A 23,414-nucleotide genomic window follows, 5' to 3' on the forward strand; every position below is an offset into this window, starting at 1 on the left:
ATCAATATGTCAATGATTACAGAAATTTACGCACGCGAGATTTTGGATTCACGCGGTAACCCATCAGTAGAAGTAGAAGTTTTCACAGAAGACGGCGGTTTCGGCCGTGCCCTCGTCCCATCAGGCGCATCGACTGGTGAGCACGAAGCAGTCGAACTTCGCGATGGCGACAAGTCACGTTACCTTGGTAAAGGCGTACTCAAAGCCGTTGCCAACGTAAACGACACAATCGCACCTGAACTCATCGGCTACGATGTTTTCGACCAAAATGCAATCGACGCTAAAATGATCGAACTTGATGGCACACCAAACAAAGCGAAGCTCGGCGCAAACGCAATCCTTGGTGTCTCAATGGCAGCAGCTCACGCAGCAGCTGATGAGCTCGGTCTTCCACTTTACACGTATCTCGGTGGATTCAACGCGAAGACACTTCCAACACCAATGATGAACATCATCAACGGTGGCTCGCACGCGGACAACAACGTTGACTTCCAAGAGTTCATGATCATGCCTGTTGGTGCGCCAACGTTCCGTGAAGCGCTCCGTATGGGTGCTGAAGTATTCCACGCCCTCAAATCAGTTCTTTCTGGTATGGGTCTTAACACAGCAGTCGGTGACGAAGGTGGTTTCGCACCAAACCTTAAGTCAAACGAAGAAGCGATCACTGTTATCCTTGAAGCGATCGAAAAAGCTGGTTACAAACCAGGTGAAGACGTCTACCTCGCAATGGACGTTGCGTCTTCTGAGTTCTATGACAAGTCGACTGGCAAGTACGAACTCGCTGGCGAAGGCAAATCACTTACAACTGCAGAACTCGTAGACTTCTACGCAGAACTCGTTGACAAGTACCCAATCCTCTCAATCGAAGATGGTTGCGATGAAAACGACTGGGATGGCCACAAATTGCTTACTGAGAAAATCGGTAACAAAGTTCAACTCGTTGGGGATGACCTCTTCGTAACGAACACAGCGAAATTGGCTGAAGGCATCGAAAAAGGTATCGCGAACTCGATCCTCATCAAAGTTAACCAAATCGGTACGCTCACAGAAACATTTGACGCGATCGAAATGGCTAAAAAAGCTGGTTACACAGCAGTTGTCTCACACCGTTCTGGTGAAACAGAAGACGCAACAATCGCGGACATCGCGGTTGCAACAAACGCTGGTCAAATCAAAACAGGTTCGCTCTCGCGTACAGACCGTATCGCGAAGTACAACCAACTTCTCCGCATCGAAGACATGCTCGGCGATGTAGCGAAATACGACGGTATCAAGTCGTTCTACAACCTCAAAAAATAATTGATTGTTTCAGGTCCGCCTCGTGCGGGCCTGTTTTTTTGTTGGTGGATCAGACGTTCATCAGACGGTGGGACGCTTTCCTGGGGTGATGCGGATGCCTCCGCAGCGCATGCGCGCTTTACGGGGTCATCCTTGCATCACTCTCCCCAAGGAGTCGCCCATCGTCTGATTCAGTCGCGCGCCAATCTATCGTCTTGCAGGATTCGACAATGGGTGTATGTATATTCCGAGATTCGCCTGTCCGCGCGGCAGCGATGCTTTCTGCAGGGAATCTACAGTGCCGCTTGGACGGGGCGCGAACGCTCCGTGTCGAGGCTCATGGTCATCGGTACCCCTTGTTGCGGTATACTGAACGTGACGGATAAAGAGTAGGGGGGATTAGATGGACCGATCAAATGAGCAAGAGGAAAGATTGAGCGGCGGGAACGTGTCGACCGTCTATAAAAAAGGGAACCATGTTTATCGTACGTTGAAAGACGGCAGTGCGAACGTCCATTGGTTGTTGAAACATTTGGAGGCGAATGGGGTAGTAGGTGTTCCGCGATTTGTCGGGATGGATGATCAGGGCCGGGAGATTTTGACGTATCTCGAAGGGGAGACGGCCGATTATCCGTTGAAAGCGTACATGTGGTCAGATGAGGCGATTCAAGACGCCGCTCGATTGATGCGCCAGCTACACGACGCGACCTTGGATGTCGAGTGGCCGTCGGACTGGCAACCGCTCGACCATACGCCAGTACCGCTTGAAGTGATTTGCCACAACGACTTCGCTGTCTACAATACGATTTTCCATGACGGGAAAGTGGCAGGGGTCATCGACTTTGATTTGGCGGCGCCCGGACCACGAGCCTGGGATATCGTGTATGCGCTTTATACGTTCGTCCCGCTCAGCCGGCGTCATCAAGCCGAGTCGGGTGAAGTCGTTCACTATGAGGCGGAGCGCGATGATGGGACGTACAAACGACGAGTCGCGCTCTTCTTGAAAGCATACGGATGGGAAGGGTCGACAGCAGAGTTGCTGACGATGTTGCTGTTACGAATCGAGGCGCTCTGTCGATTGATGCAACGGAGAGCGGCAGGAGGGGATGCAGCGTTCCAACACATGATCGATGAAGGGCATTATGACCATTATCAAGAAGAGTACCGGTTCATCGAGGTGCATGGACGGAAGTGGTTCTAAGAAAGGTTTGAGACGGACGCTTGTCGGATGCTCATTCCGGGAATAGACTAGTGTAGGTGAAAGGAGGCGTTCGTCATGATGGTCAGCGGTTTTCTCCTTCTTCTCATTGCGCCCGGTGTCGGTGGTTACTTCCTGTACAAGTATATGGAAGACCGGAAATGGTCGTGACGTGCGTCACGGCCGTTTTTTTGAGTGCGTGAACGCTTGAAAATTGGGTATAATCAGATACAGACTACAAAAAGGAGAGACGTCCATGACACGCGTACGGAAAGCCATCATCCCGGCCGCCGGGCTCGGCACCCGCTTCTTGCCGGCAACAAAGGCGATGCCAAAAGAGATGCTCCCAATCGTCAACAAACCGACGATCCAATTCATCGTGGAAGAAGCCGTCGCTTCCGGCATCGAGGACATCATCATCGTGACCGGGAAGAACAAGCGCGCCATCGAGGACCATTTCGACCGGGCCATCGAGCTCGAACAGAACCTCGAGTCAAAAGGCAAGACGGAGCTCCTCGAGTCGGTCCGCCACTCGTCGAACCTCGCCAACATCCACTACATACGGCAACAGGAGCCGAAAGGACTCGGCCACGCGATTTGGTGTGCCCGCAAGTTCATCGGTGACGAACCGTTCGCCGTCCTGCTCGGGGACGATATCATCGAGGCGGACGTGCCGGCGACGAAGCAGTTGATTGACCAGTACGAGCAGCATGAACGCTCGATGATCGGGGTGCAACGCGTCCCGTATGAAATGACGAATCGATATGGTATAATTGACCCGCTCGCTGTCGAAGGGAAACTGATTCCGGTCCGGACGTTCGTTGAGAAACCGGCCGTCGGAGCAGCCCCATCGAACCTCGCCATCCTCGGCCGCTACATTTTGACGCCGGACGTCTTCGAGGCGTTGTCGGCGCAAGAAATCGGGACGGGAGGCGAAATCCAACTGACGGACGCCATCGCCCGCTTGAATGAGGTGGAGACCGTCTTCGCCTATGAATTTGACGGGCGTCGCTATGACGTCGGGGAACCGATCGGCTTCATCGAAGCGACGATCGCCCATGCGCTCTGCGACCCGGATTTAAAAACCAACGTCCACACGCTCTTGAAGCGCTTCGTGGACGAACTCGAACAACAGTAAGGTGTGTTATTTTTGAAAACAATGTTAATGGTCTGTCAAAACTATTATCCGGAAATCGGCAGCGCCGGTAACCGGATGCAAAATATTACGCATCTCATGAAAGAACGCGGCTACGAGGTGGAGGTCATCACGGCCGCCCCGTCGTATCCGAACTTCAACTTGTATAAAGACGACCGCTTCTGGAACGATCAGGCGCTCAACAACCAGCCGTTCATCAAGCGGCTCATCACGAAGAAACGCAAACATACGTCGAACATGATGAGCCGGCTCGCTTTGTTTTTGGAACAGATGATTAAAGGCGTCGTTGCCGTGCAGGCGCTCGATTCGAAACCGGATGTCGTCTTTGCGACGACCCCGTCTTTTTTTATGGCGTTCGTCGGCGTATATGCGAAACGGAAGTATGGCGTCCCGTTCATCTTGGACGTCCGTGACCTCTGGCCGGAGTCGGTGAAAGGCGTCGGCGTGTTCAAACACGACTGGATGCTCGCCCCGGCGTTCTGGTTTGAGAAGCGGCTCTATAAAGCGGCCGATGAAATCATCATCAACTCGGAAGGGTTCCGCAGCTATTTGCGCCAGCGTGGCGTCGACAACGACATGATTCACTACATGCCGAACTCGATTCGCGAGAGCGAGCGCAACCTCGAGCGGACCGTCCCCGAGGACGATCGGATGGAGATTCTGTACGCCGGGAACATGGGCCTCGCGCAAGACGTGTCGCTCTTGCTTGAACTTGCGGAGCGGTTCCGCGACGAGCCGCGTGTCCACTTCAAATTGATCGGCTACGGGTACCGGAAAAACGAGTTGAAAGAGATGATTAAAGCCCGTGGCTTCAAGAACTTCCTTTTCCTTGAGGCGATGCCTCGGACGGAGGCGTTCCAAGCCATCAAGAACGCGGACGTCGCGTTCGTCAGCTTGATCGAGCAAGAAGTGTTCGATACGGTCATCCCGGGCAAACTGATCGATTACATGGCGGTCGGCAAACCGATCGTCGCGGCGGTGTCAGGCCATGCGGCGAATGTCATCGAAGCGGCAGAGGTCGGTTACGTGTCACGGAAGCGTGACATCAGTGAAATCGAGCTCATGCTCCGAAAACTGCTCGAACGCCCCGACTTGCGTGAGAAGTACGGCGTGAACGGGGTTCGTTATGTGAAAGACAATCTGTGCTGGGAAAACAATATACACGTCCTCGAAGACGTGATTGAAAAAGTAATGACGGAGGAAACACGATGAAGTCAGTATGTATGTTTGTATGGAACCACTTTACGAATGATGCGCGCGTCTTGCGCGAATGCTCGGCGCTCGCCGAGGCGGGCTATGAAGTCGATTTGATTGCGCTCCAAGACCCGAAAAACCCGTCGCTCCCGAAAGAAGAGATGCGTCCGGAAGGATTCCGCGTCATCCGCGTCAAACGTCAGCCGTCGATTCTCGTCAACGGGATGAAGGCGCTCAAATCGATTCGGACATGGGTGTCTGAGAAGAAGACACGTCAACTTGGGGCTGGACTCGTCGGCGCGGGATTATTCATCCTCGCACCACTGACGATGCTCGGACTCGGTGCGGCAGCAGGTGCGATTCTTCTCCCGCCGGTGCGTAAACAAATCGTCAACGCGAGCGCGATGCTCGAGATGGTGTTCGCTTCGACGAAGAAGTCGTATGACTTCTATCACGCCAACGATTTGAACACGCTCCCGCAGGCGTTGATTGCCGGGAAAGTCGTCAACAAAGGCAAAATCGTCTACGATTCGCACGAAGTGCAGACGGACCGGACCGGTTACGGCTACATCCAAAGTAACCTCGAAGGCTGGCTCTTGCCGTACGTCGACTCGATGATGGTCGAGAACCACACGCGCGCGGCGCACAACGAGGAACTCTACGGCTTCTATCCATACGTGCTCCACAACTATCCGTTCTATCGTCCGCTCGACTTCACGCTCCGTAAAGACTTGCATGCGCTCCTCGGGCTTCCGAAAGATGAGAAAATCCTCTTGTATCAAGGCGGCATCCAAGCCGGTCGCGGACTCGAGCAGCTCATCCTCGCGGTCAAGGACTTCAACGAAGGCACGCTCGTCATGATCGGGGACGGGAAACTGAAGCCGGTGATCAAACAGATGATCGAGGACGAAGGCGTCAGTGACCGTGTCAAGATGATTGACAAAGTACCGGTCGAGGCGTTACCGTACTATACGATGAACGCGTATCTCGGTTTCCAAGTGTTGAACAACGTCTGCTTCAACCACTACTCGGCGTCATCGAACAAGCTGTTCGAATATTTGATGGCCGAAGTACCGGTCGTCTCATGTGACTTCCCGGAAATCGAACGTGTCGTCGCCGGCAACGATGTCGGTGTCGTCGTCGATTCGCACGACCCACAATCAATCGCCGAAGGCGTCAACCGCCTGCTCGACGATCAACAACTTTACGCCCGTGTCAAAGCGAACACGAAGACGGCGCGTGAGCAATATAACTGGGATTTGGAAAAAGAGGCACTCTTGAACGTCTACACGAACGTCGTGGACCGCAAGTTGCCGATTATGAAAGACGGTGCGCCAAAGCCAGTTCAACAGTAAGACCTAGACTGCGGCTTTGTGCCGCGGTCTTTTTTATATGGAAGGGGGAAAAGTTATGAAACGTCAGCAACAACATCTATTGCGTCAACAAGTCTGGAAGAAGCTCCAATCGATTTCCTTGAAGGATATCGCCTGGATCGTCGCCGGCTCATTCATTCTCGCGTTCGGAGTGAACTACTTCACCGTGCCGAACGATTTCTCGGAAGGTGGCCTGCTCGGGGTCACGATCATCCTGTACTACTTGTTCGGCTGGGACCTCGGGGTCACGTCGATTATCGGGAACGGTCTGTTATTCATCGTCGGCTATAAGCTGCTCGACCGCCGGACGATGGTCTATTCGGTCGTCGCCGTCATCGCGACGTCGTTCTTCCTCAGCTTGACCCATGACTGGGGCAGCCCGGCCGAGGACAAACTGCTCGCGGCCGTGTACGCTGGGATCATGATTGGTGTCGGCATCGGCATGGTGCTCCGTGTCGGCGGGACGACCGGAGGCGGGGTCATCATCGCCCGCCTCATGGAGCGCTATTTGCATATGAGCGTCGCCGTGTCGATGTTCATCATCGATGCCATCGTCGTCGGGGCGTCAGGCTTCATCCTCGGGGAGCAGGTCGTGCTCTATACGTTAATCGCCATCATCATCGGCTCGTGGGTCATCGACCTCGTTGCCGAAGGGCTCAACATCCGCAAGGCCGTCACGATCATCAGTGACAAACAAGAAGAGCTCGCCGTCGTGTTGACGGAGACGCTCGGCCGCTCGGCGACGATTATCCATGGCCACGGCTACTATACGAAGCAGGATAAGAACATGTTGTATATGATCGTCGACAAGCGCCAAGTCGGTCCGCTCAAGAAAATCGTCGAAGTGACAGACCCGCGCGCCTTCGTCGTCATCCACCAAGTGAAAGAGGTCATCGGGGAAGGGTTCAGCTACCCGTCCCGATAATTTGAACGCTGGTGTTTTGACGCCAACTTCTATATAATAAAAAGCGTGTAAAAAGAAGGAGGAACTGACTACTATGCAAACGATCGCTACAATCAGCCTACTCGTCGTGGCTGTCTTATTGATTGTCGTCGTACTGCTCATGTCAGGTCGGTCGCAAGGTCTTGGGGCGATTGCAGGTGGCGCGGAGCAGTTGTTCGGCCGCCAGAAAGCGCGCGGCTTTGACGCTGTTTTGAACCGAACTGCAGCTGTACTAGGCACGTTGTTTTTCATTTTAGGATTACTAGTCGCATCATTATGATGAAAGGCTGATCGTTCTCGATTTTTACGTGAGGCGGTCGGCTTTTGTTTTTGTAAAAATATTTTTGGGAATAATGGAGTGTATGAGGAGATGACGTTAGCAATGAAGATTACAGCACCGAAACCGTTCTTCTTTGAAGGTGGGCCACGTGCCGTGTTGATGTTACATGGCTTTACCGGATCGAGCGCGGATGTCCGCATGCTCGGTCGTTTCCTGCAAAAAGAAGGTTATACGTGCATGGGTCCCCAGTATCGGGGCCATGCCGTCCCGCCGGAAGAATTGCTCCAGTACGGACCGGCGGACTGGTGGGAGGACGTCTTGAACGCCTACCAGTCGTTGAAAGAGAAAGGCTATGAAGAGATTGCCGTCTGTGGTCTCTCGCTCGGTGGCGTCATGTCGCTCCGTCTCGCTTCGGAGGAAAACGTCAAAGGCGTCATCCCGATGTGTGCCCCGACCGGAATCGATGCCGAGGACCGATTATATAAAGGAGTCAAAGCCTACGCCCGAGAATATAAATCTCGAGAGGACAAATCGCCTGAACAGATCGAACAGGAGATGGCGGACTTCAAACCGATGCCGACCCTCAAGGACCTCCGTGCCTTCGTCCGTGACACGACGACGAGACTTGAAGATATTTTCGTCCCGGCACTCGTCGTCCAAGGGGCGAAAGATCAAATGGTCGACCCTGAATCTGCACACGACATCTACGAGGCGATCAACGCGTTCCAAAAAGAACTGCTCATGTACGAGGAGTCGGGACACGTGATCACGCTCGATAAAGAAAAAGAGAAACTGCACCAGGACGTGCTCGATTTTCTCGAAACGTTAGACTGGTCAGTTTGAAAAAGGAGGTGTCACGTTGAATTTACGTGACCAACTACTAGAAATTATCCAAGCCAGTGATAAAGCACTGACAGTGGACCAGTTGACCGAGCGTCTCGCGCTCGAGTCGACGGATGCCTTTAAAGAGCTCATCCGCACCTTGAACACCCTCGAAGAAGAGGGCTTAATCGGCCGCACACGGACGAACCGTTACGGGACGCTCGCCGTGCTCGGCCAAGCAGCGGGAATCATCTCGATTCACCAACGCGGCTTCGGCTTCTTGTCGGTCGAAGGGGAGACGGAGGACGTGTTCCTTCCGCCCGACCAATTGAAAGACGTCTACCACGGCGACACGATCCTCGTCAAAAAACGTGAGGACAACCGCGGCAAGACCGAGGGCGTGCTCCTCAAAGTCTTGAAGCGCGGCTTGTCGGAGTTCGTCGGGACGTATACGCTTCCGAGCGGACGCCTCGACCAGTTCGCCTTCATCGAGCCGGACGACAAGCGCATCAACTTCTGGCCGGTCGTCAACCCGGACAAATCGCTCGGTGCCGTCGATGGCCATAAAGTCGTCGTCCGCATCACGAAATATCCGGACGGACGTTTCGCCGGAGCGTGTGACGTCGTCCGCATCATCGGACACAAGAACGACCCAGGCGTCGACATCTTGTCGATCGTCTATAAGCACGGCATCCCGACGGAGTTCCCGGAAGATGTCATCGACCAGGCGAACGCCGTCCCGGACGAGGCCGACGAGAAGGACTTCATGGGCCGCGTCGACCTTCGCAACGAGACGATCTTCACGATCGATGGCGAAGACGCGAAGGACTTGGACGATGCCGTCCACGTCAAGAAACTCGACAACGGCAACTATGAGCTCGGTGTCCATATCGCCGACGTGTCACATTACGTGACGGAAGGGTCACCGCTCGACGTCGAGGCATTCGAACGGGGGACGAGTGTGTATCTCGTCGACCGCGTCATCCCGATGTTGCCGCACCGTCTCTCGAACGGGATCTGTTCACTCAACCCGCACGTCAACCGGTTGACGCTCAGCTGCGTCATGGAGATCTCCCCGCAAAACGGGAAGGTCGTCCACCATGAGCTGTTCCCGAGTGTCATCAAGACGACAGAACGGATGACGTATACGAACGTCCGTGAGATCATCGAACGCGATGATGAAGCGACGCTCGAACGGTACGAGCCGTATATCCCGTTGTTCGACCTGATGGCCGAACTCGCGGAAGTGCTCCGTAAGCGCCGTAACTCGCGCGGTGCCATCAACTTCGATTTTGCTGAGGCGAAAGTCGTCGTCGACGAAGAAGGCAAACCGGCCGACATCGTCTTGCGTCCACGCTCGGTTGCCGAGAAGTTGATCGAAGAGTTCATGCTCGCGGCCAACGAGACGGTCGCCGAACACTTCCACAAGATGGACGTGCCGTTCATCTATCGTGTCCACGATAATCCGAAACCGGACAAGCTCGATTTCTTCTTCGACTTCGTCGCGAACTTCGGCGTGCACATCGAGCGGTTCAAAGGCCAGAAGGTCGAACCGAAGACGCTTCAGAAGATTTTGAAGGCGATCTCAGGTGAACCGGAAGAGCCGGTCATCAGCACGATCATGCTCCGTTCGATGCAACAGGCGAAGTACGATGACGTGTCGCTCGGCCACTTCGGCCTCGCGACCGACTTTTATACGCACTTCACATCACCGATTCGTCGATACCCGGACTTGATCGTTCACCGTCTCATGCGCACTTACGTCTTTAACGGCGACGTGTCGGAGAAGACGATTGCCAAGTATGAGGACCGTCTCGACTCGATCGCCGAACAAGCATCGAAACGTGAGCGTCGTTCGGTCGATGCCGAACGCGAGACGCAAGCCTTGAAGAAAGCCGAGTACATGGAATCACGTCTCGGTGAAGAGTTCGACGGCGTCGTCAGCGGCGTCACGAACTTCGGGATGTTCATCGAGCTCCCGAACACGATCGAAGGGCTCGTCCGTCTCCAGTCGATGGATGACTACTATCACTTCGACGAGTCGCAACTCATGCTCCTTGGCGAGCGGACGAAACGTCAGTTCCGTATCGGTGACGCGGTGCGCGTCAAGGTCGACGCCGTCAACTTGGACGAGCGCACGATCGACTTCACCGTCGTCGGCATGCCGAAACGGGAACAGTCCCGCCGTCGCCAACCGACGACGATTAAAGCGACGGAAGGCCGTCCGAAGAAGGACGACAAAAAAGGCCGCGGTCGTGACGACAAACGTCCGAAACGCGGCAAGCCTGGCAAAGCAGGGAAACCGGGTCAAGCCGGGAAACCGTCGAAACCAGGCGAGAAACCGAAGACGTCGCAAGGACGTTCGGCACTCGACTTGAAAAAGAAAGACGGTCAAAAACGAAAAGGCGACGCCAAACGCGGAGCGAAGAAGCGTCGTTGACGGGAGGGGGCGACCCCTCCTCCATATTGAAGTAAAGGACTGAATGTGTATGGCCAAGAAGAAAGATTCGAACGCGCTCGCGCAAAACCGAAAAGCGTCCTTCGATTATGCGATCGAAGATACGATTGAAGCCGGTATGGTGTTGACGGGGACCGAGATTAAATCGGTACGCCAGTCAAAAATCAATATCGCCGATGCGTATGTCCGCTTTGACGGTGGCGAGGCGACGCTTCATAACTGTCATATCAGCCCGTTCGAGCAAGGGAACCGGTTCAACCACGAGCCGCTCCGTGTCCGAAAGCTATTGTTGCATAAGAAGCAAATCAATCAGCTCATCGGCGCACAAGGGCGTGACGGGTATACGATCATTCCGCTTAAAGTGTATCTGAAGAATGGCTTCGCCAAATGTCTCCTCGGCATCGGGCGCGGGAAGAAGAAGTATGATAAGCGCGACGACTTGAAGAAGAAAGATGCGAAGCGTGACGTCGACCGGGCACTTCGGGACCGGCAAAAATACTGACAGCGAGACCTGATTGTGGTATAGTTGTTGTAGTACCAATTACCACCTCGGGGACGTTATGGATTCGACGGGGGTAGGTCGGTCGTATGTGGCGTGTCGAGGGGTCGGCCTCGTTAAAACGCAAACGCCTATAACTGGCAAAACTAACACACAACTCGCAGCAGCCTAAGTGCCCTGCGGATCCTGACATCCATCGCTTGTGTGGATGATTATCAGGGTCTCAAACTAAGCAAGCTACGCTTCAACCTCGCCGTCTGAGGGCGCGAAGAAGAGATGAACCAGACTGGATGCGACAACGCCTGTTTATCGGCAGTGTCACATTGAGATTCAATAGATAAACTACACACGTAGAAGCATGCGTTACGATGCCTTCGGACGCGGGTTCGACTCCCGCCGTCTCCATTTTTAAACAGTCTACACGGACTGTGATCAATGATATTTCATGAAGACCTTCTAATTTCATTGAGATTAGAAGGTCTTTTGATTTTTATGGAGCAACTCAATCACAATGAAATGAAAGCAGGTGAATCGAATGGGGAAATATCAATTGGATACGAAAAGTAAAGTGGCGGCTGCCAAGTATCAAGATGGTAAAAAACCAGCTGTGTCGAATAAAAAAGAAAAGCTTAATCAGCTTCGAGAAGCATATTTGCAGAAGCAAAATGAGAAGAAGCAATCTGGGAAATAATCAGGAATTATTATAGAGAAAGGATTATTGAGTGTTTGCTCAATAATCCTTTCTTTGTGAATGAACGATTCCATTATTTGGTTTTTGAACGGTGTCAAAGGATTGAATATTACTTTGTTGAATATAAACTATGAGCTATTTTAAAAATTGTCACGAGAATATATAACCATCATAGGAGGAATCATCATGTCAAAAAAATCTACGGGATTAATTATAAATGGAGTCAAGAAGTATGGCCCGGCAGTAGGAAAGTTTGCACTTGAACATAAAAAAGAAATTGTTGGAGCAATTGGTGCACTCGGTGTAAAGGAACGACTTAGTAAGCGTACGAATAAAGAATCAAATCCTAAAAAACCAAAAGGCAAAATCATGAATCCTCGAAAGAAGAGATATCAATATTATTTAACTGAGGTTGTGCCCGCATTAAACACTCAAAACCGAGAGGAACTGTTCCAGTATAAGATGGAAGTGGAACAATGCATTCAACAAATCAAATTTGAGCAGGCGCAGGACATCGTCATCAAAAAACAGATTCATGAGAGTCGGATAAAAGAGTGGGATGCAATTCTCTCTCCAATCGTGAGCCAGATGACCGTGAAAGATTATATGGAATATCTAAAGCTCTTTAACAACCCGGAATATCAAAGCGATTACTTCAAAGGCTTTGAAGGAGATGTTGAGAAATTTAAAAAGCTAAATACTGTCGAACAGTATGATACGTTAGTCCATTATATCCATGAAAAAACAAATATCGATATAGAACAAATCAAAAAAGAATTTTCGGCTCCTGTTTGATTCACCTTGATCCGTTCTTGTTCCTCATTCGTTATAATCGATGATGTAACGAATGAGTGGGGGTGAGGTCATTGGGGTGGGATTTAGAAGTCGCTGAAGCAAAAAGCGAGTACTTAACAGAAACGGATTTGTGGCGCTTTACACAACAGTTTTTAATGAACGCGACACATACGACGACGTACAAGCATATGCTTATGAAGGCGTTGCTCGAATGCACGACCGAACTGAGTGATTCTGGTGTACTAACGTTCGAGCAAATTTCGAAACACGTGACGAAGATGTACTGGAATTTGATTGTGACGAACGGATTGCGACAAGTGAATCAGATTGGAAAAATGAGCTCAGTCGAGAAAACGATGCTCACGTTTCAAGCGACACATGAAATTCCGTCCACTTGGAACTTTGACCGTCTGCCGATTCAGAAGCAAAAACAATTGATTCGAAACGTGAATCAGTTCTATAAGAAGTATGTGTACGGCTCGTTCTATGCCTCGTTCGAGGGGACCGTCTATTCATTCAATCGGCAAGAAGAATGGGTTAAGCTTGTGCCGAGTTACGTCATCTTTTTTGAGAAATATAAACGAGTCTTGATGAATGTCACGAATTATCAACTCGCCGTCTTTTTAGAAAAATACAATACACGCGAGGCGATGGAGCGAATTTTGAACAAACTCGAGTTCGTCTCGGCTCGTCAATCGCTCGACGAGTTCAAACAAATTTTGCTGAGGCATGGTCATTCCGTCTGTTTTTATTGCATGAAGCCGCTCAAACAGATCCATGTCGACCATTTTATCCCATGGTCTTATATGCAGAATGATGTCTTATGGAATTTTGTCCTCGCTTGTCCGACTTGTAATACGAGCAAGAACAATCGAATGGCGAAGGTTGATTATCTTTACGCGCTCGTGGAACGAAACCATGAGTTGCGAGTGGCGGAACAGATGAAGACCTACAAAGAGACGAAATTGATTCATCTGTACGAGTATGCGGTGCAAAATGGGTTTGAGGCCAACTGGGTACCGAAGACATAAAATAAATGAACCTCATTCAATGAACAACGGTTCAAGTTTTGCTAGAAATTTAGAAATAATTGGTGAAATTGAAGCATTATCGTTTATTGAAACAGTTAAAATTTTCGGATTAACAAACTCCTGTGGCCGAGGAAGGTCGACGGCACGATCCTCTAATGATCGTTGTAACATCTTATTTTGTAGTAATGGACGTGCACAGACTGTAGCGTCCGTCATACCCCAGATGTCAACGTAGGACTCAATCTCAAACAAGAGGCCGAATATATTTTAGCTACTTCCAACGTCAAGACAATGGAGCTTTCGGTCGTCAGATTGGATGACCCAAAATCCCCTCATCTCCAATCATAGCGAAGTTAGAAGTAGTTCAATGTACGAGTACTTCATTTCGGATTATAATGAAATTAAGAGAAGCATAAAAGGGGTTGTTTACTGATGAAACTAAGCTTACAATCAGAGCGCTATAAACGAGTTGAAAAAAATTTAAGCCTTGAAAACATAGCTGTCGATAAGCAAGTAGCGTTACGCGCCATTGAGATTGTGAATGCAAAAAAGCCTCTAACAAAATCGATGATTCAAGAGGCTATAAAGCTTGGAAAAGTATAATTTTGGCGAAGACGAATATTATTTGTTATCGCATAATATTGTGGGCGCTACAAATATGAAACAGTTAGAGATTGCTGAACAATTTACTTTTACCGTGCGAGCGTTACAATTTGAAACAGGCGAATATCAATTGTCGGCATTTGACTATAATCAATTTTTGGCCTTGCATAAGCATTTGTTTCAAGACATTTATGACTTTGCCGGTATGCTTCGAGATGTTCAACTTGCAAAGGGTAATACTCGTTTTTGTCAAATGCAATTCATTCAATCAGAACTCCAGTCTATATGTGATGAGTTAGTGAATGAACCTGTTTGGATAGATTTGAAAATGGCTGCGGAGCGATTAGCCTATTTCAAAAGTGAACTCAATATCATCCACTCTTTTAGAGAAGGGAATGGACGGACGATTCGATTATTTATTCATAACTTAGCTAGGCACAAAGGATACGAATGGGACTATATTAATATATCGCAAGAAGATTATATGAAGGCGATGATTCACTCGGTAACAAATATAGAACTGCTTTACCAGTTGTTCCTCGATAATCTTATGATAAAAAAATAAAGTGTGCAGATTTTTTTCTAGTGTCTATTATAAGTCCGTCATTTCGTTAGAATCCAGATTCTCTTTCGCTAAAATCGGATAAAGGAGATGCTCATCCTGATTGTTGTAAAGAATAAGTGGAGACAGGATGACAAGGTCCAGTCGATGGCGACCTCAATAAGAGCATCCATCCATTGATATTCTCTGACTAAAAAATTCAGCGTAAACAATTTGGGCCAGTTGAGTAGTTCATCTCTAGTCAAATACGGGTACATTACCTCTATGTGAAAACGAAGAGGAGTGACCACTATGCGGAAAACCATCGTCATCGCGGGCGCGAGCGGCTATATCGGCTCGAACGTGATGAAGCATTTAAAAGAAGAATATGACATCATCGCCTTGTCCCGCTCGACGAAGAATAAAGAAGACGAGGACCACATCACGTGGCGGTCGTGCGATTTGTTCTCGTATGAACAGACACGCGAGGCGTGCGAGGGGGCGGACTACGCCATGTTCCTCGTCCATTCGATGATTCCGGACGGCGGGTTGACGCAGGCGACGTTCGAAGACATGGACGCGCTCATCGCCGACAATTTCGCCCGAGCGACAAAAGCGAACGACATCGAACAAATCGTCTACTTGAGCGGGATCATTCCGCAAGAGTCGAAGACGTTGTCACGTCACTTGAAGAGCCGGCTCGAAGTCGAACGGATTCTCGGCGGTCAAGGTGTGCCAGTGACGACGATTCGGGCCGGGCTCATCATCGGTCCAGAAGGTTCATCGTTCCCGATTTTAGCGAAACTCGTCAAACGATTGCCGGTCATGATTCTCCCGAACTGGACGAAGACGGAGACGCATCCGATCGATTTGCGCGAAGCCGTCCAAGCGCTCATCTCGGTCGTCGGGGCTGAAACGCTCTATGACCACCATATCGACATCGGCGGACCGGAAGTGATGACGTATCGCAAAATGATTGAAGATACGGCTGACGTCATGGGCAAACGTCGTGTCATGATCGACTTCCCGTTCCCGACGATTAAGATGTCCCGCCTTTGGGTCATGGCTGTGACGGGTGAACCGAAAGACACCGTCTATCCGCTCGTCGAGAGCATGGGCCACGCCATGGTCGCGAAAGACACGACCGGCGTCAAACAAGGGGAGATTCCGTTCAAGGAAGCGGTCGAGCACGCGCTCGAGAAAGAAGAGAAACAGAAGTCGGACAGCGGCAAGAAGAAGAAAGTGCCGCAACAGTATACCGTCCGCTCGATTCAACGGTTCGGTCTGCCCGAGAACAAGTCGGCGCTTTGGATGGCCGATACGTATTTTGAATGGCTCGGCCGGCTCGCCTATCCGCTCATCCAGACGACGAAAGAGGACGATGACTGGGAAATCGCGCTTCTGCGACCATCACTCGTCGCGCTCCACCTGTCGCTCGAAGACGAGGCGACGGACGATATGGCCTCATTCGCGATTGACGGCGGCCTGTTCACGAAGTTGAGTGAGGATGATAAGACGGGCCGACTCGAGTTCAGACGGCTCCCCGAGTCGGACGAAGGGCTCGTCGCCATCCATGAGTTCGTGCCGGCGTTGCCGTGGTGGTTTTACACGAAGACACAGGCGAAAGCCCATCTCGTCGTCATGTGGCTGTTCGGCCGTCACGTCCGTCTGCTTGGAGAAGACGCGGACGAGGGCGACCAAGTCGTCGAGACGCCGACGAGTTAATCCAGACGCATCCATCGCGATGCGTCTTTGTTTTGTCGATTATGTTAACGTTTCGCCAGAGTCGTTTACAAAGGACGGGGACAGGCGTACACTGAACTCGTTTTCGACATAATGGAAAGAAGGAATGCAAGAATGGACAACCTCATGACATCACGCCAAGGGTGGCAAAAAGACATCTCGGCCGGGATCACGGTCGGGGTCGTCGCCGTGCCGCTCGCGATGGCGTTCGCGATCGCCTCAGGCGTCGGACCGGTGTACGGCCTGTATACGGCCATCATCGCCGGGATTATCGTCAGCCTGTTCGGGGGCTCGACGTTCCAAATCGCCGGACCGACCGGCGCCTTTATCCCGATTGTCTCGGGCGTCATGCTCGCACACGGCTACGAAGGGTTACTCGTGACGACGTTTCTCGCCGGGATTCTGTTATTCCTCATGAGCGTGCTCCGCGTCGGACGACTCATCCGCTTCATGCCGCGCGCCGTCACCATCGGGTTCACGGCCGGGATCGCCGTCGTCATCTTCGTCGACCAGCTCGACGAACTGTTCGGCATCTCGTTTCAGAAAGCGCCGCACTTCCACGAGAATTTACTGAAGCTCGTGACGTCGTTACATGAAGCGAGCTTATGGCCTGTCTTCATTGCCGCCATCGGTTTCTTGACACTCTGGCTCGTGCCGAAACTGCCCGTGAAATTGCCGCTTCTCTTGATGGCGATGCTCGTGCCGACGTTCGTCAGTCTCGTCGTCCCAGGAGAAGTCGCGACGATCGGCAGTGCCTATGGCGGCATCCCGAGCGGACTGCCTGAGTTCAACTGGCTCGCGATCGACCTCGATTTGATTGCGACGCTCATGCCATCGGCGTTCGCCATCGCCTTCCTCGGGGCGCTCGAGTCGCTATTGTCGGGTGCGGTCGCGGACGGCATGGCCGGTACGAAGATGAACCCGGACAAGGAACTGTTCGGGCAAGGGCTCGCCAACGTCGTCGTCCCGTTCTTCGGTGGGATCCCGGCGACCGGCGCCATCGCCCGGACGGCGACGAACATTCAAGCAGGCGCCGTCAGCCGCCGCTCCGGCGTCATCCACGGGTTGACGGTGCTACTCGCCGTGCTCGTGTTGGCACCGCTCGCGAGCTACGTCCCACTGGCCGCCCTCGCCCCAATCTTGATGCGCGTCGCTTGGAATATGTCGGAGCGGCACCACGTCTTCGAGATGCTCAAGCATCGGTCGGCTGAGTCGCTCGTCCTGCTGATTACGCTCGGGCTGACCGTGTTCGTCGACCTCGTCGTCGCCGTCGAGGTCGGGGTCATCTGTGCACTCGCCTTGTTCGCGAAACGGATGGCCGATACGATCGACGTCCGCGAACAGACGGAACGGTACGTGACGCGCGACGGTCAAGTCGTCTTCAGCGTCGAGGGACCGCTCTTCTTCGGGGCGATCGAGATGTTCGAGCACGTGTTGCATCATATCCATGACGAGCCTGACGTGTTCATCTTCAACTTCCACCGCTGTCCGGTCATCGACGTGACGGCCGTCGAAGAGATTCGCCGCGTCGTCCGAGAGTTGAAAGCGGCCGACCATCGTGTCGTCTTCGCGCACTTGTCGACACCGGTGCGCCAGACGCTCACGCATTACGGCGTGCTCGACCACGTCGACACGTTCGAAACGACGCAGGAAGCGATTGACGCGTCTTAACGGACGGACAGAATCTGACCGAACGGGATGCGGCGCACGTCCGTGTCGAATAGCTCGACTTCACGCTCGGCATAATAGATGGCGTGGACATAACCGCGCATGACGTGGGTCATGCCGTTGTCGAACAGTGTCAACTCGACGGCGTCACCTTCACGGATGGCACGCTCGATTTCGGTCTGCCACAAGTAGAGGAGCTGTTCATCCAAGTCAGGCAATTCAATCTTTTGGACGTGGGCGTAATATTTCTTCAGGAGCGCCACGTGCTCGGGCATGAGGAACGGGATCCATTTCAATTCACCGCGGTCTTTGTAGCGGGTCTGGCTCATGACGATTCACCTCCTTGTTTATGTCCGCCGATGAGTCGTTGCCGCGTGCGGAGCGGACTGTCTTTCAGTAAACTCGACGCCGGCCGGATCGTGCCGCGCCCGAAGCGGACGTTCAAGCGATCGACGAGGTCGAGGAAATCGAACCGGCGCGCCCGGGCCCACTCGTCTTCAAAAAACGATAGTTGGACATGATCGCTCCGCGGTTCGAGCTTGCCGAGGGCGACCGAGACGTAACGGACCGCTTCCGTCTCGTCCCACGCGTCGAGAAAGAGCGTCAACACCACCGGCAAGAACTCACGTTCGTCCGCTGTGAAGCGGGCGAGCTTTTTTTGTTTGCTGAAGCCGCGCCGATCGCTCGTACGAGTGTAGCGGACACCGAGATGGACGCTGCCGCCGACGAGCCCGGCCTGTCGCGTCCGCATCCCGACCTCGACGGCGATGGCCTGCAAGACGAGCCGGATGGCCGCGTACGTCGTGTAGTCCTTCATAAGCGTGATGCCGTGGCCGATCGTCCGGGGCCGTTGCCGCTTCGCCCCGAACAAAGAGCTCGGAGGGAGAATCGTCGGCGATTCGTCGATGCCCCAGGCGTGATGCCACAGCTCGGCACCGATGACGCCGAACTTCTCATGGAGCGTCTCGAGCGGGTAGCGGGCGAGGTCGCCAATCGTGTCGATGCCGAGCCGCCGGAGATGGACTTCCATCTTCGCGCCGACGCCCCACATCTTGCCGATCGGGGCCGGGTGGATCAATCGTTCGACGTCGTGCAGAAAACAGCTGGCGACACCCGTCTTCTTCCCATGCAAGTCGAGGACGAGTTTGGCGAGGACGTTGTTCGGTCCGATGCCAATCGTGACCGGGATGCCGGTGTAACGAAACACGGTCGAGCGGATAAGGCGGGCGACATGTTCATCGTTCCCGAACAACCGCTCCGTCCCGGTCAAGTCGACGAGCGTCTCGTCGACCGAGTAGACGCGAATCGCCTCCGGGGGTGCGAACTGGTGTAAGATGTGGGTGATTTGCACGGACACGTTCAAATAGTGGCTCATCCGGGCTTCGGCGTAAATGACATGCCGTCGTTCATGCCACGGCAAGCGGTCGATGTGAAACCGCCTCGCCCCGGTCTTGATACCGAGCTGTTTCATCGGTGGTGTCGCGGCGAGGACGAGAGCACCGTGGTCTTGCATGTTCGACAGCACGACGAGCTTCGTTTTGTATGGATTCAGTTTTCGAGCGGCACACTCGCAACTGGCATAAAATGAGACGCTGTCGATACAAAAAATTCGACGCCGCATAGTCTCAGCTCCTCTTATACGAACATATGTTCTGTTTTTCTTATCGTATCATGGTCTCATGCCGTCTCAAATCATAAAATGAAAATAAATTTGTAAAGACTTTTTGAAATTTACCCATTTTTTATAGGAAAATCATAAATCGAAAACCATCTTTTAGGAAGTTTTCGTAAAAAAGTCTCCGAAAGGAGTAAAATTTCGCTATAATAGACGGGTATGAATTTGCTAATGACTGTGAACTAAATGGAGGCTACAACGTGATTCAGTTTGTAAAACAATTGACGAACGACCAAAGCCGACGCTTAAAAGGCTACCAACGCCGCGTCGACCGAATCAATCAATTAGAGGCAACGATGCAGGCGCTCTCGGACGACGAGATGCGCACATATACAGAAACATTGAAGATGAGAATCGCAGACGGTGCTCAAATCGACGAAATCGCTGAAGAAGCGTTCGCTTTAGTGCGCGAGGCTTCGGTTCGTGTGTTAGGCATGCGGCATTATGATGTCCAGCTCATCGGCGGCTTCGCGCTCCTTGAAGGAAACATCTCAGAGATGCCGACCGGGGAAGGGAAGACGCTCGTCGCCGCGCTCCCGAGTTACGTGAAAGCACTTGAAGGCAAAGGCGTCCACGTCATCACTGTCAATGAATACTTGGCGACGCGTGATGCGAACCAAATCGGAAAGATTCATGGTTTTCTCGGCCTTACGGTCGGGTTGAATGTGCCAGAGATGGAGCAGAGCGACAAACACGCTGCCTATCAGGCCGACATTACATATGGCGTCGGGACCGAGTTCGGGTTTGACTATTTGCGCGATCACTTGGTCGGTTCGCCGGAAGAGCGCGTCCAGCGCCCGTTCCACTTCGCGATCATTGACGAAGTCGATAGCATCTTGATCGACGAGGCGAAGACACCGCTCATCATCGCGCAAAAGGACCGTTCGCACATTCGCTTGAAAGAGCTCGCACAACGTGTCGTCACGGAACTTGACGAATCTGACTACGAGGTGGACCTTGAATCGAAATCGACGGCGCTCACCGATTCAGGCATTTTAAAGATCGAGGACATGTTCGCCATCGATAATTTATTCAGCGCCGAGCATCAAGTACTCTATCACTATCTTGTGCAGGCGCTCCGGGCGAACGTTTTGTTTGAACTCGACGTCGACTATATCGTCAAAGAAGACAAGATCGAGTTAATCGACTTGTTCACAGGACGGATCATGGAAGGACGCAGTCTATCAGAAGGGCTCCATCAGGCGCTTGAAGCAAAAGAAGGCGTCACCATCACCGAAGAGAATAAGACGACGGCTGAAATTACGATTCAACACTATTTCCGAATGTACCCGCTCATCAGCGGTATGACCGGGACGGCCCAGACGTCACGTCAAGAGTTCTTGAAGACGTACAACATGGACGTCGTCCAAGTCCCGACGAACCGGCCACGTTTGCGCGAAGACCATCCGGATCGCATCTTCGCAACCGTTGATCAAAAATATGCGGCCGTGACGACAAAAGTCGTCGAACTGCATGAGACAGGACGACCGGTGTTGATTGGAACGACGTCAATCGCCCAGTCGGAGGCGATCAGTAAGCATTTGTCGAACAAGCAGATTCCGCATGAAGTGTTGAACGCGAAGACGGTCACACAAGAAGCAGATATTATCGCTGACGCCGGACGTTTCGGCAATGTGACCATTGCGACGAACATGGCGGGTCGTGGGACTGATATTATGCTCGATACGAAGTCGAAACAAGCAGGCGGCCTGTTCGTCATCGGGACGGAACGTCATGAGTCGCAACGAGTCGATCATCAGCTCCGCGGCCGCTCCGGGCGTCAAGGCGATCCCGGTGCGACACAGTTCTTCGTCTCGCTCGAAGACGAAATCGTCAAACGCTACGCTACGAAAAAACTTGAGCGCATCGAGAAGAAGTTGAAGCCGGACGAATTTGGCGAAGTGTCGTCGAAAGAAGCGGCTGACGTAATCGAGTATGCTCAGACGACAATCGAAGGGCTTGGTGTTTCGATTCGCGATTACTTGTTCAAGCTCGACGACGTCTTGAACGAACAACGTAACATCATTTATACAATTCGTGATCAGGCGGTCAATGCCGATGCAACGGCCATCGCCAACAACGTGCTCGGTATGATGCGTCTCGCTTTGACGAACAGTATCGATATGCACGTGTCCGATGAACTCGTTCCAGAAGAATGGCCGCTTGACGAGTTGAAACGTGACCTCATTTATTTGACGACGCGCGAACCAGTCTGGTCAGACGAAATCGCCGACTCGACGGAGTTGAAGGCAGAACTTCAACCGTGGATCGACGACATCGTCGAAACAGCTGAGGCCCGCCTAAAGGCCGAGGAAGTCGTCACATTTGTCAAAGAATCCTTACTGCGTGCTTTGGACGGCAAATGGACAGACCACTTGACGACGATGAGCGGCTTAAAAGAAGGAATCGGATTGCGCAGTTATGCGCAGGAAGATCCGAGCCGTCAGTTCGGGAAAGAAGGGTTCGACATTTTTGAACAGACGTACGTCAATATTGCCCGTGAAGTGACGACAGAAGTCGCGCAGCTCGACCGCTATTTCGTCATGCAATTGGAGGAGGAGTAAGTATGTTAGGATTTCGCAAACGTAAACAGATCGACACAGGGAAGTCCGAAGCAGGCCGTCAATTGACGCTCGTGATTGACAGCGACATGGGCATCCCAAAAGAAGACGAGTATATGTTCCGCTATCACGCGAAACGGCTTCCGGCCTTGCTTGACAATCAATTGTCAATCGAACTCCTCCACGCCGAGCAACTGTCGGAAGGATTGTCACTTGTCGCCTTGTTCCGGAACACGCTCCCGAGCTCGTTTGAAGTGAACGAATTGCCAGTGTTGCTCTTGAATCGAGACAATATTCCGGTTGGCCGAAAAGTGTTGAACCGGGTCGACCTTCCGAGCTTTGAACCATGGACGAGCAAGCCGGTTTATCTAGACTTCTTTGATGACGAACTATTTGGCGCGCTAAAGACGGAAGACTTATCATCTATGCGTCTCGTCTTCCAAATGAACCCGATTGACCCGCTACAGATGATTCTTGAAGACGAGCTCTCTTCGTTCAGTGAAACGGCATGGCACCAGTTGCGACGAACGAATGTCTCGACACCGCCAGTCGGAGAGAACGAGTTTAACTTAATGCTCGTGTCGGTCGAGACTGGAGAGACGGACGTGACAGCAACACTCCTTCTTCGGAACGGCTATGACCGTGAGCTGAATGTCGAACAACTCCCGATTGAACTCATGAGCGGGGACGAGACGGTTGCTCAGGCGATCATTCGACTGGGCGAACCGGTTCTAGGGAAGCACGCCTATCCGGCTTCAGTCGTCTTCGAAGATGTTACCGCAGTAGGTCCGTTCACAGTCCGAATCAAACAATAAACAGTATGCTCAACGCCCCGGCTTTCAATCAAAAGTCGGGGTTAATTTTATGTCAAAAAAGTGAACGAAACCTCTTACGAAAACTTGGGG

Annotated in this window: 21 protein-coding genes and 1 other RNA gene; 20 read left to right on the top strand and 2 right to left on the bottom strand. The window is 52.2% G+C overall.

The annotated features are described in order from the left end of the window. The first annotated feature begins 6 nt into the window (after positions 1 to 6). The 18 genes from eno (at position 7) to DPV68_RS10750 (ending at position 18,276) form a co-directional block, all read left to right on the top strand. Positions 7 to 1,299 carry a phosphopyruvate hydratase gene (eno, locus tag DPV68_RS10670; protein WP_114166805.1) on the top strand — a complete coding sequence of 431 codons (1,293 nt, stop codon included), beginning with the start codon at positions 7 to 9 and terminating at the stop codon, positions 1,297 to 1,299. A 382-nt stretch (positions 1,300 to 1,681) separates the two neighbouring features. After that, positions 1,682 to 2,479, top strand: coding sequence for a phosphotransferase (locus tag DPV68_RS10675; RefSeq protein ID WP_114166806.1), 798 nt, complete (start codon positions 1,682 to 1,684; stop codon positions 2,477 to 2,479). A 253-nt stretch (positions 2,480 to 2,732) separates the two neighbouring features. Continuing rightward, positions 2,733 to 3,614, top strand: coding sequence for a UTP--glucose-1-phosphate uridylyltransferase GalU (gene galU, locus DPV68_RS10680; protein ID WP_114166807.1), 882 nt, complete (start codon positions 2,733 to 2,735; stop codon positions 3,612 to 3,614). 21 nt (positions 3,615 to 3,635) lie between these two features. Then, positions 3,636 to 4,844 (top strand): glycosyltransferase family 4 protein, encoded by a 1,209-nt coding sequence (locus DPV68_RS10685; RefSeq protein WP_232819610.1) that lies wholly within the window; start codon positions 3,636 to 3,638, stop codon positions 4,842 to 4,844. A gap of 11 nt (positions 4,845 to 4,855) precedes the next feature. Next, positions 4,856 to 6,181, top strand: coding sequence for a glycosyltransferase (locus DPV68_RS10690; RefSeq protein WP_114166885.1), 1,326 nt, complete (start codon positions 4,856 to 4,858; stop codon positions 6,179 to 6,181). Positions 6,182 to 6,236: 55 nt separating this feature from the next. After that, the gene (locus DPV68_RS10695; RefSeq protein WP_114166809.1) at positions 6,237 to 7,124 is read left to right on the top strand and encodes a YitT family protein; all 888 of its coding nucleotides are present in this window, start codon (positions 6,237 to 6,239) and stop codon (positions 7,122 to 7,124) included. Positions 7,125 to 7,197: 73 nt separating this feature from the next. Next, complete coding sequence (gene secG, locus DPV68_RS10700) at positions 7,198 to 7,422, top strand: preprotein translocase subunit SecG (RefSeq protein ID WP_012726902.1); 225 nt, start codon at positions 7,198 to 7,200, stop codon at positions 7,420 to 7,422. Positions 7,423 to 7,524: 102 nt separating this feature from the next. Further along, positions 7,525 to 8,265: an alpha/beta hydrolase gene (locus DPV68_RS10705; RefSeq protein WP_114166810.1), complete on the top strand. Its 741-nt coding sequence runs from the start codon at positions 7,525 to 7,527 to the stop codon at positions 8,263 to 8,265. Between the two features lie 16 nt (positions 8,266 to 8,281). Next, entirely contained in the window at positions 8,282 to 10,684 is a 2,403-nt protein-coding gene (gene rnr, locus DPV68_RS10710) for a ribonuclease R (RefSeq protein WP_114166811.1), read from the top strand. A gap of 49 nt (positions 10,685 to 10,733) precedes the next feature. Further along, on the top strand, positions 10,734 to 11,204 hold the full coding sequence (gene smpB, locus DPV68_RS10715) for an SsrA-binding protein SmpB (protein ID WP_029595066.1): 471 nt from the start codon (positions 10,734 to 10,736) through the stop codon (positions 11,202 to 11,204). Between the two features lie 49 nt (positions 11,205 to 11,253). After that, positions 11,254 to 11,609, top strand: a transfer-messenger RNA (tmRNA) gene (ssrA, locus tag DPV68_RS10720). A gap of 127 nt (positions 11,610 to 11,736) precedes the next feature. Beyond that, positions 11,737 to 11,892 carry an alcohol dehydrogenase gene (locus DPV68_RS10725; RefSeq protein ID WP_114166812.1) on the top strand — a complete coding sequence of 52 codons (156 nt, stop codon included), beginning with the start codon at positions 11,737 to 11,739 and terminating at the stop codon, positions 11,890 to 11,892. 186 nt (positions 11,893 to 12,078) lie between these two features. After that, the gene (locus DPV68_RS10730; protein WP_114166813.1) at positions 12,079 to 12,687 is read left to right on the top strand and encodes a hypothetical protein; all 609 of its coding nucleotides are present in this window, start codon (positions 12,079 to 12,081) and stop codon (positions 12,685 to 12,687) included. Positions 12,688 to 12,758: 71 nt separating this feature from the next. Continuing rightward, the gene (locus DPV68_RS10735; protein ID WP_114166814.1) at positions 12,759 to 13,718 is read left to right on the top strand and encodes an HNH endonuclease; all 960 of its coding nucleotides are present in this window, start codon (positions 12,759 to 12,761) and stop codon (positions 13,716 to 13,718) included. A gap of 432 nt (positions 13,719 to 14,150) precedes the next feature. Beyond that, positions 14,151 to 14,321: a hypothetical protein gene (locus DPV68_RS14855; protein ID WP_157964168.1), complete on the top strand. Its 171-nt coding sequence runs from the start codon at positions 14,151 to 14,153 to the stop codon at positions 14,319 to 14,321. Beyond that, on the top strand, positions 14,308 to 14,886 hold the full coding sequence (locus DPV68_RS10740; protein ID WP_114166815.1) for a Fic/DOC family protein: 579 nt from the start codon (positions 14,308 to 14,310) through the stop codon (positions 14,884 to 14,886). The genes DPV68_RS14855 and DPV68_RS10740 overlap by 14 nt, the downstream gene beginning before the upstream one ends. 288 nt (positions 14,887 to 15,174) lie before the next feature. Then, positions 15,175 to 16,587 (top strand): NAD-dependent epimerase/dehydratase family protein, encoded by a 1,413-nt coding sequence (locus DPV68_RS10745; RefSeq protein ID WP_114166816.1) that lies wholly within the window; start codon positions 15,175 to 15,177, stop codon positions 16,585 to 16,587. Between the two features lie 144 nt (positions 16,588 to 16,731). After that, complete coding sequence (locus tag DPV68_RS10750; protein WP_232819603.1) at positions 16,732 to 18,276, top strand: SulP family inorganic anion transporter; 1,545 nt, start codon at positions 16,732 to 16,734, stop codon at positions 18,274 to 18,276. On the opposite strand, the gene DPV68_RS10755 is transcribed toward DPV68_RS10750, so the two are convergent. Then, entirely contained in the window at positions 18,273 to 18,602 is a 330-nt protein-coding gene (locus tag DPV68_RS10755; RefSeq protein WP_114166818.1) for a YolD-like family protein, read from the bottom strand. The genes DPV68_RS10750 and DPV68_RS10755 overlap by 4 nt on opposite strands. After that, a complete protein-coding gene (locus tag DPV68_RS10760; protein ID WP_114166819.1) occupies positions 18,599 to 19,894 on the bottom strand; it encodes a Y-family DNA polymerase in 1,296 nt (431 codons plus the stop codon). The genes DPV68_RS10755 and DPV68_RS10760 overlap by 4 nt, the downstream gene beginning before the upstream one ends. Positions 19,895 to 20,148: 254 nt before the next feature. Between DPV68_RS10760 and secA2 the strand changes: the two genes are divergently transcribed. Together secA2 and DPV68_RS10770 are read left to right on the top strand one after the other, a co-directional pair. After that, complete coding sequence (gene secA2, locus DPV68_RS10765) at positions 20,149 to 22,512, top strand: accessory Sec system translocase SecA2 (RefSeq protein ID WP_114166820.1); 2,364 nt, start codon at positions 20,149 to 20,151, stop codon at positions 22,510 to 22,512. A 2-nt stretch (positions 22,513 to 22,514) separates the two neighbouring features. Beyond that, positions 22,515 to 23,324, top strand: a complete 810-nt coding sequence (locus DPV68_RS10770) for an SLAP domain-containing protein (protein WP_114166821.1) — start codon at positions 22,515 to 22,517, stop codon at positions 23,322 to 23,324. The last annotated feature ends 90 nt before the right edge of the window (positions 23,325 to 23,414 follow it).

Source organism: Exiguobacterium sp. TNDT2, assembly GCF_003331145.1.
Lineage (GTDB): Bacteria > Bacillota > Bacilli > Exiguobacteriales > Exiguobacteriaceae > Exiguobacterium.

Bases quoted from the DNA above. Each gene is read 5' to 3' on its own strand.
- eno (WP_114166805.1), top strand. From the start codon at position 7: ATGTCAATGATTACAGAAATTTACGCACGCGAGATTTTGGATTCACGC.
- DPV68_RS10675 (WP_114166806.1), top strand. From the start codon at position 1,682: ATGGACCGATCAAATGAGCAAGAGGAAAGATTGAGCGGCGGGAACGTG.
- galU (WP_114166807.1), top strand. From the start codon at position 2,733: ATGACACGCGTACGGAAAGCCATCATCCCGGCCGCCGGGCTCGGCACC.
- DPV68_RS10685 (WP_232819610.1), top strand. From the start codon at position 3,636: ATGTTAATGGTCTGTCAAAACTATTATCCGGAAATCGGCAGCGCCGGT.
- DPV68_RS10690 (WP_114166885.1), top strand. From the start codon at position 4,856: ATGTTTGTATGGAACCACTTTACGAATGATGCGCGCGTCTTGCGCGAA.
- DPV68_RS10695 (WP_114166809.1), top strand. From the start codon at position 6,237: ATGAAACGTCAGCAACAACATCTATTGCGTCAACAAGTCTGGAAGAAG.
- secG (WP_012726902.1), top strand. From the start codon at position 7,198: ATGCAAACGATCGCTACAATCAGCCTACTCGTCGTGGCTGTCTTATTG.
- DPV68_RS10705 (WP_114166810.1), top strand. From the start codon at position 7,525: ATGAAGATTACAGCACCGAAACCGTTCTTCTTTGAAGGTGGGCCACGT.
- smpB (WP_029595066.1), top strand. From the start codon at position 10,734: ATGGCCAAGAAGAAAGATTCGAACGCGCTCGCGCAAAACCGAAAAGCG.
- DPV68_RS10725 (WP_114166812.1), top strand. From the start codon at position 11,737: ATGGGGAAATATCAATTGGATACGAAAAGTAAAGTGGCGGCTGCCAAG.
- DPV68_RS10730 (WP_114166813.1), top strand. From the start codon at position 12,079: ATGTCAAAAAAATCTACGGGATTAATTATAAATGGAGTCAAGAAGTAT.
- DPV68_RS14855 (WP_157964168.1), top strand. From the start codon at position 14,151: ATGAAACTAAGCTTACAATCAGAGCGCTATAAACGAGTTGAAAAAAAT.
- DPV68_RS10745 (WP_114166816.1), top strand. From the start codon at position 15,175: ATGCGGAAAACCATCGTCATCGCGGGCGCGAGCGGCTATATCGGCTCG.
- DPV68_RS10750 (WP_232819603.1), top strand. From the start codon at position 16,732: ATGACATCACGCCAAGGGTGGCAAAAAGACATCTCGGCCGGGATCACG.
- DPV68_RS10755 (WP_114166818.1), bottom strand. From the start codon at position 18,602: ATGAGCCAGACCCGCTACAAAGACCGCGGTGAATTGAAATGGATCCCG.
- DPV68_RS10760 (WP_114166819.1), bottom strand. From the start codon at position 19,894: ATGCGGCGTCGAATTTTTTGTATCGACAGCGTCTCATTTTATGCCAGT.
- DPV68_RS10770 (WP_114166821.1), top strand. From the start codon at position 22,515: ATGTTAGGATTTCGCAAACGTAAACAGATCGACACAGGGAAGTCCGAA.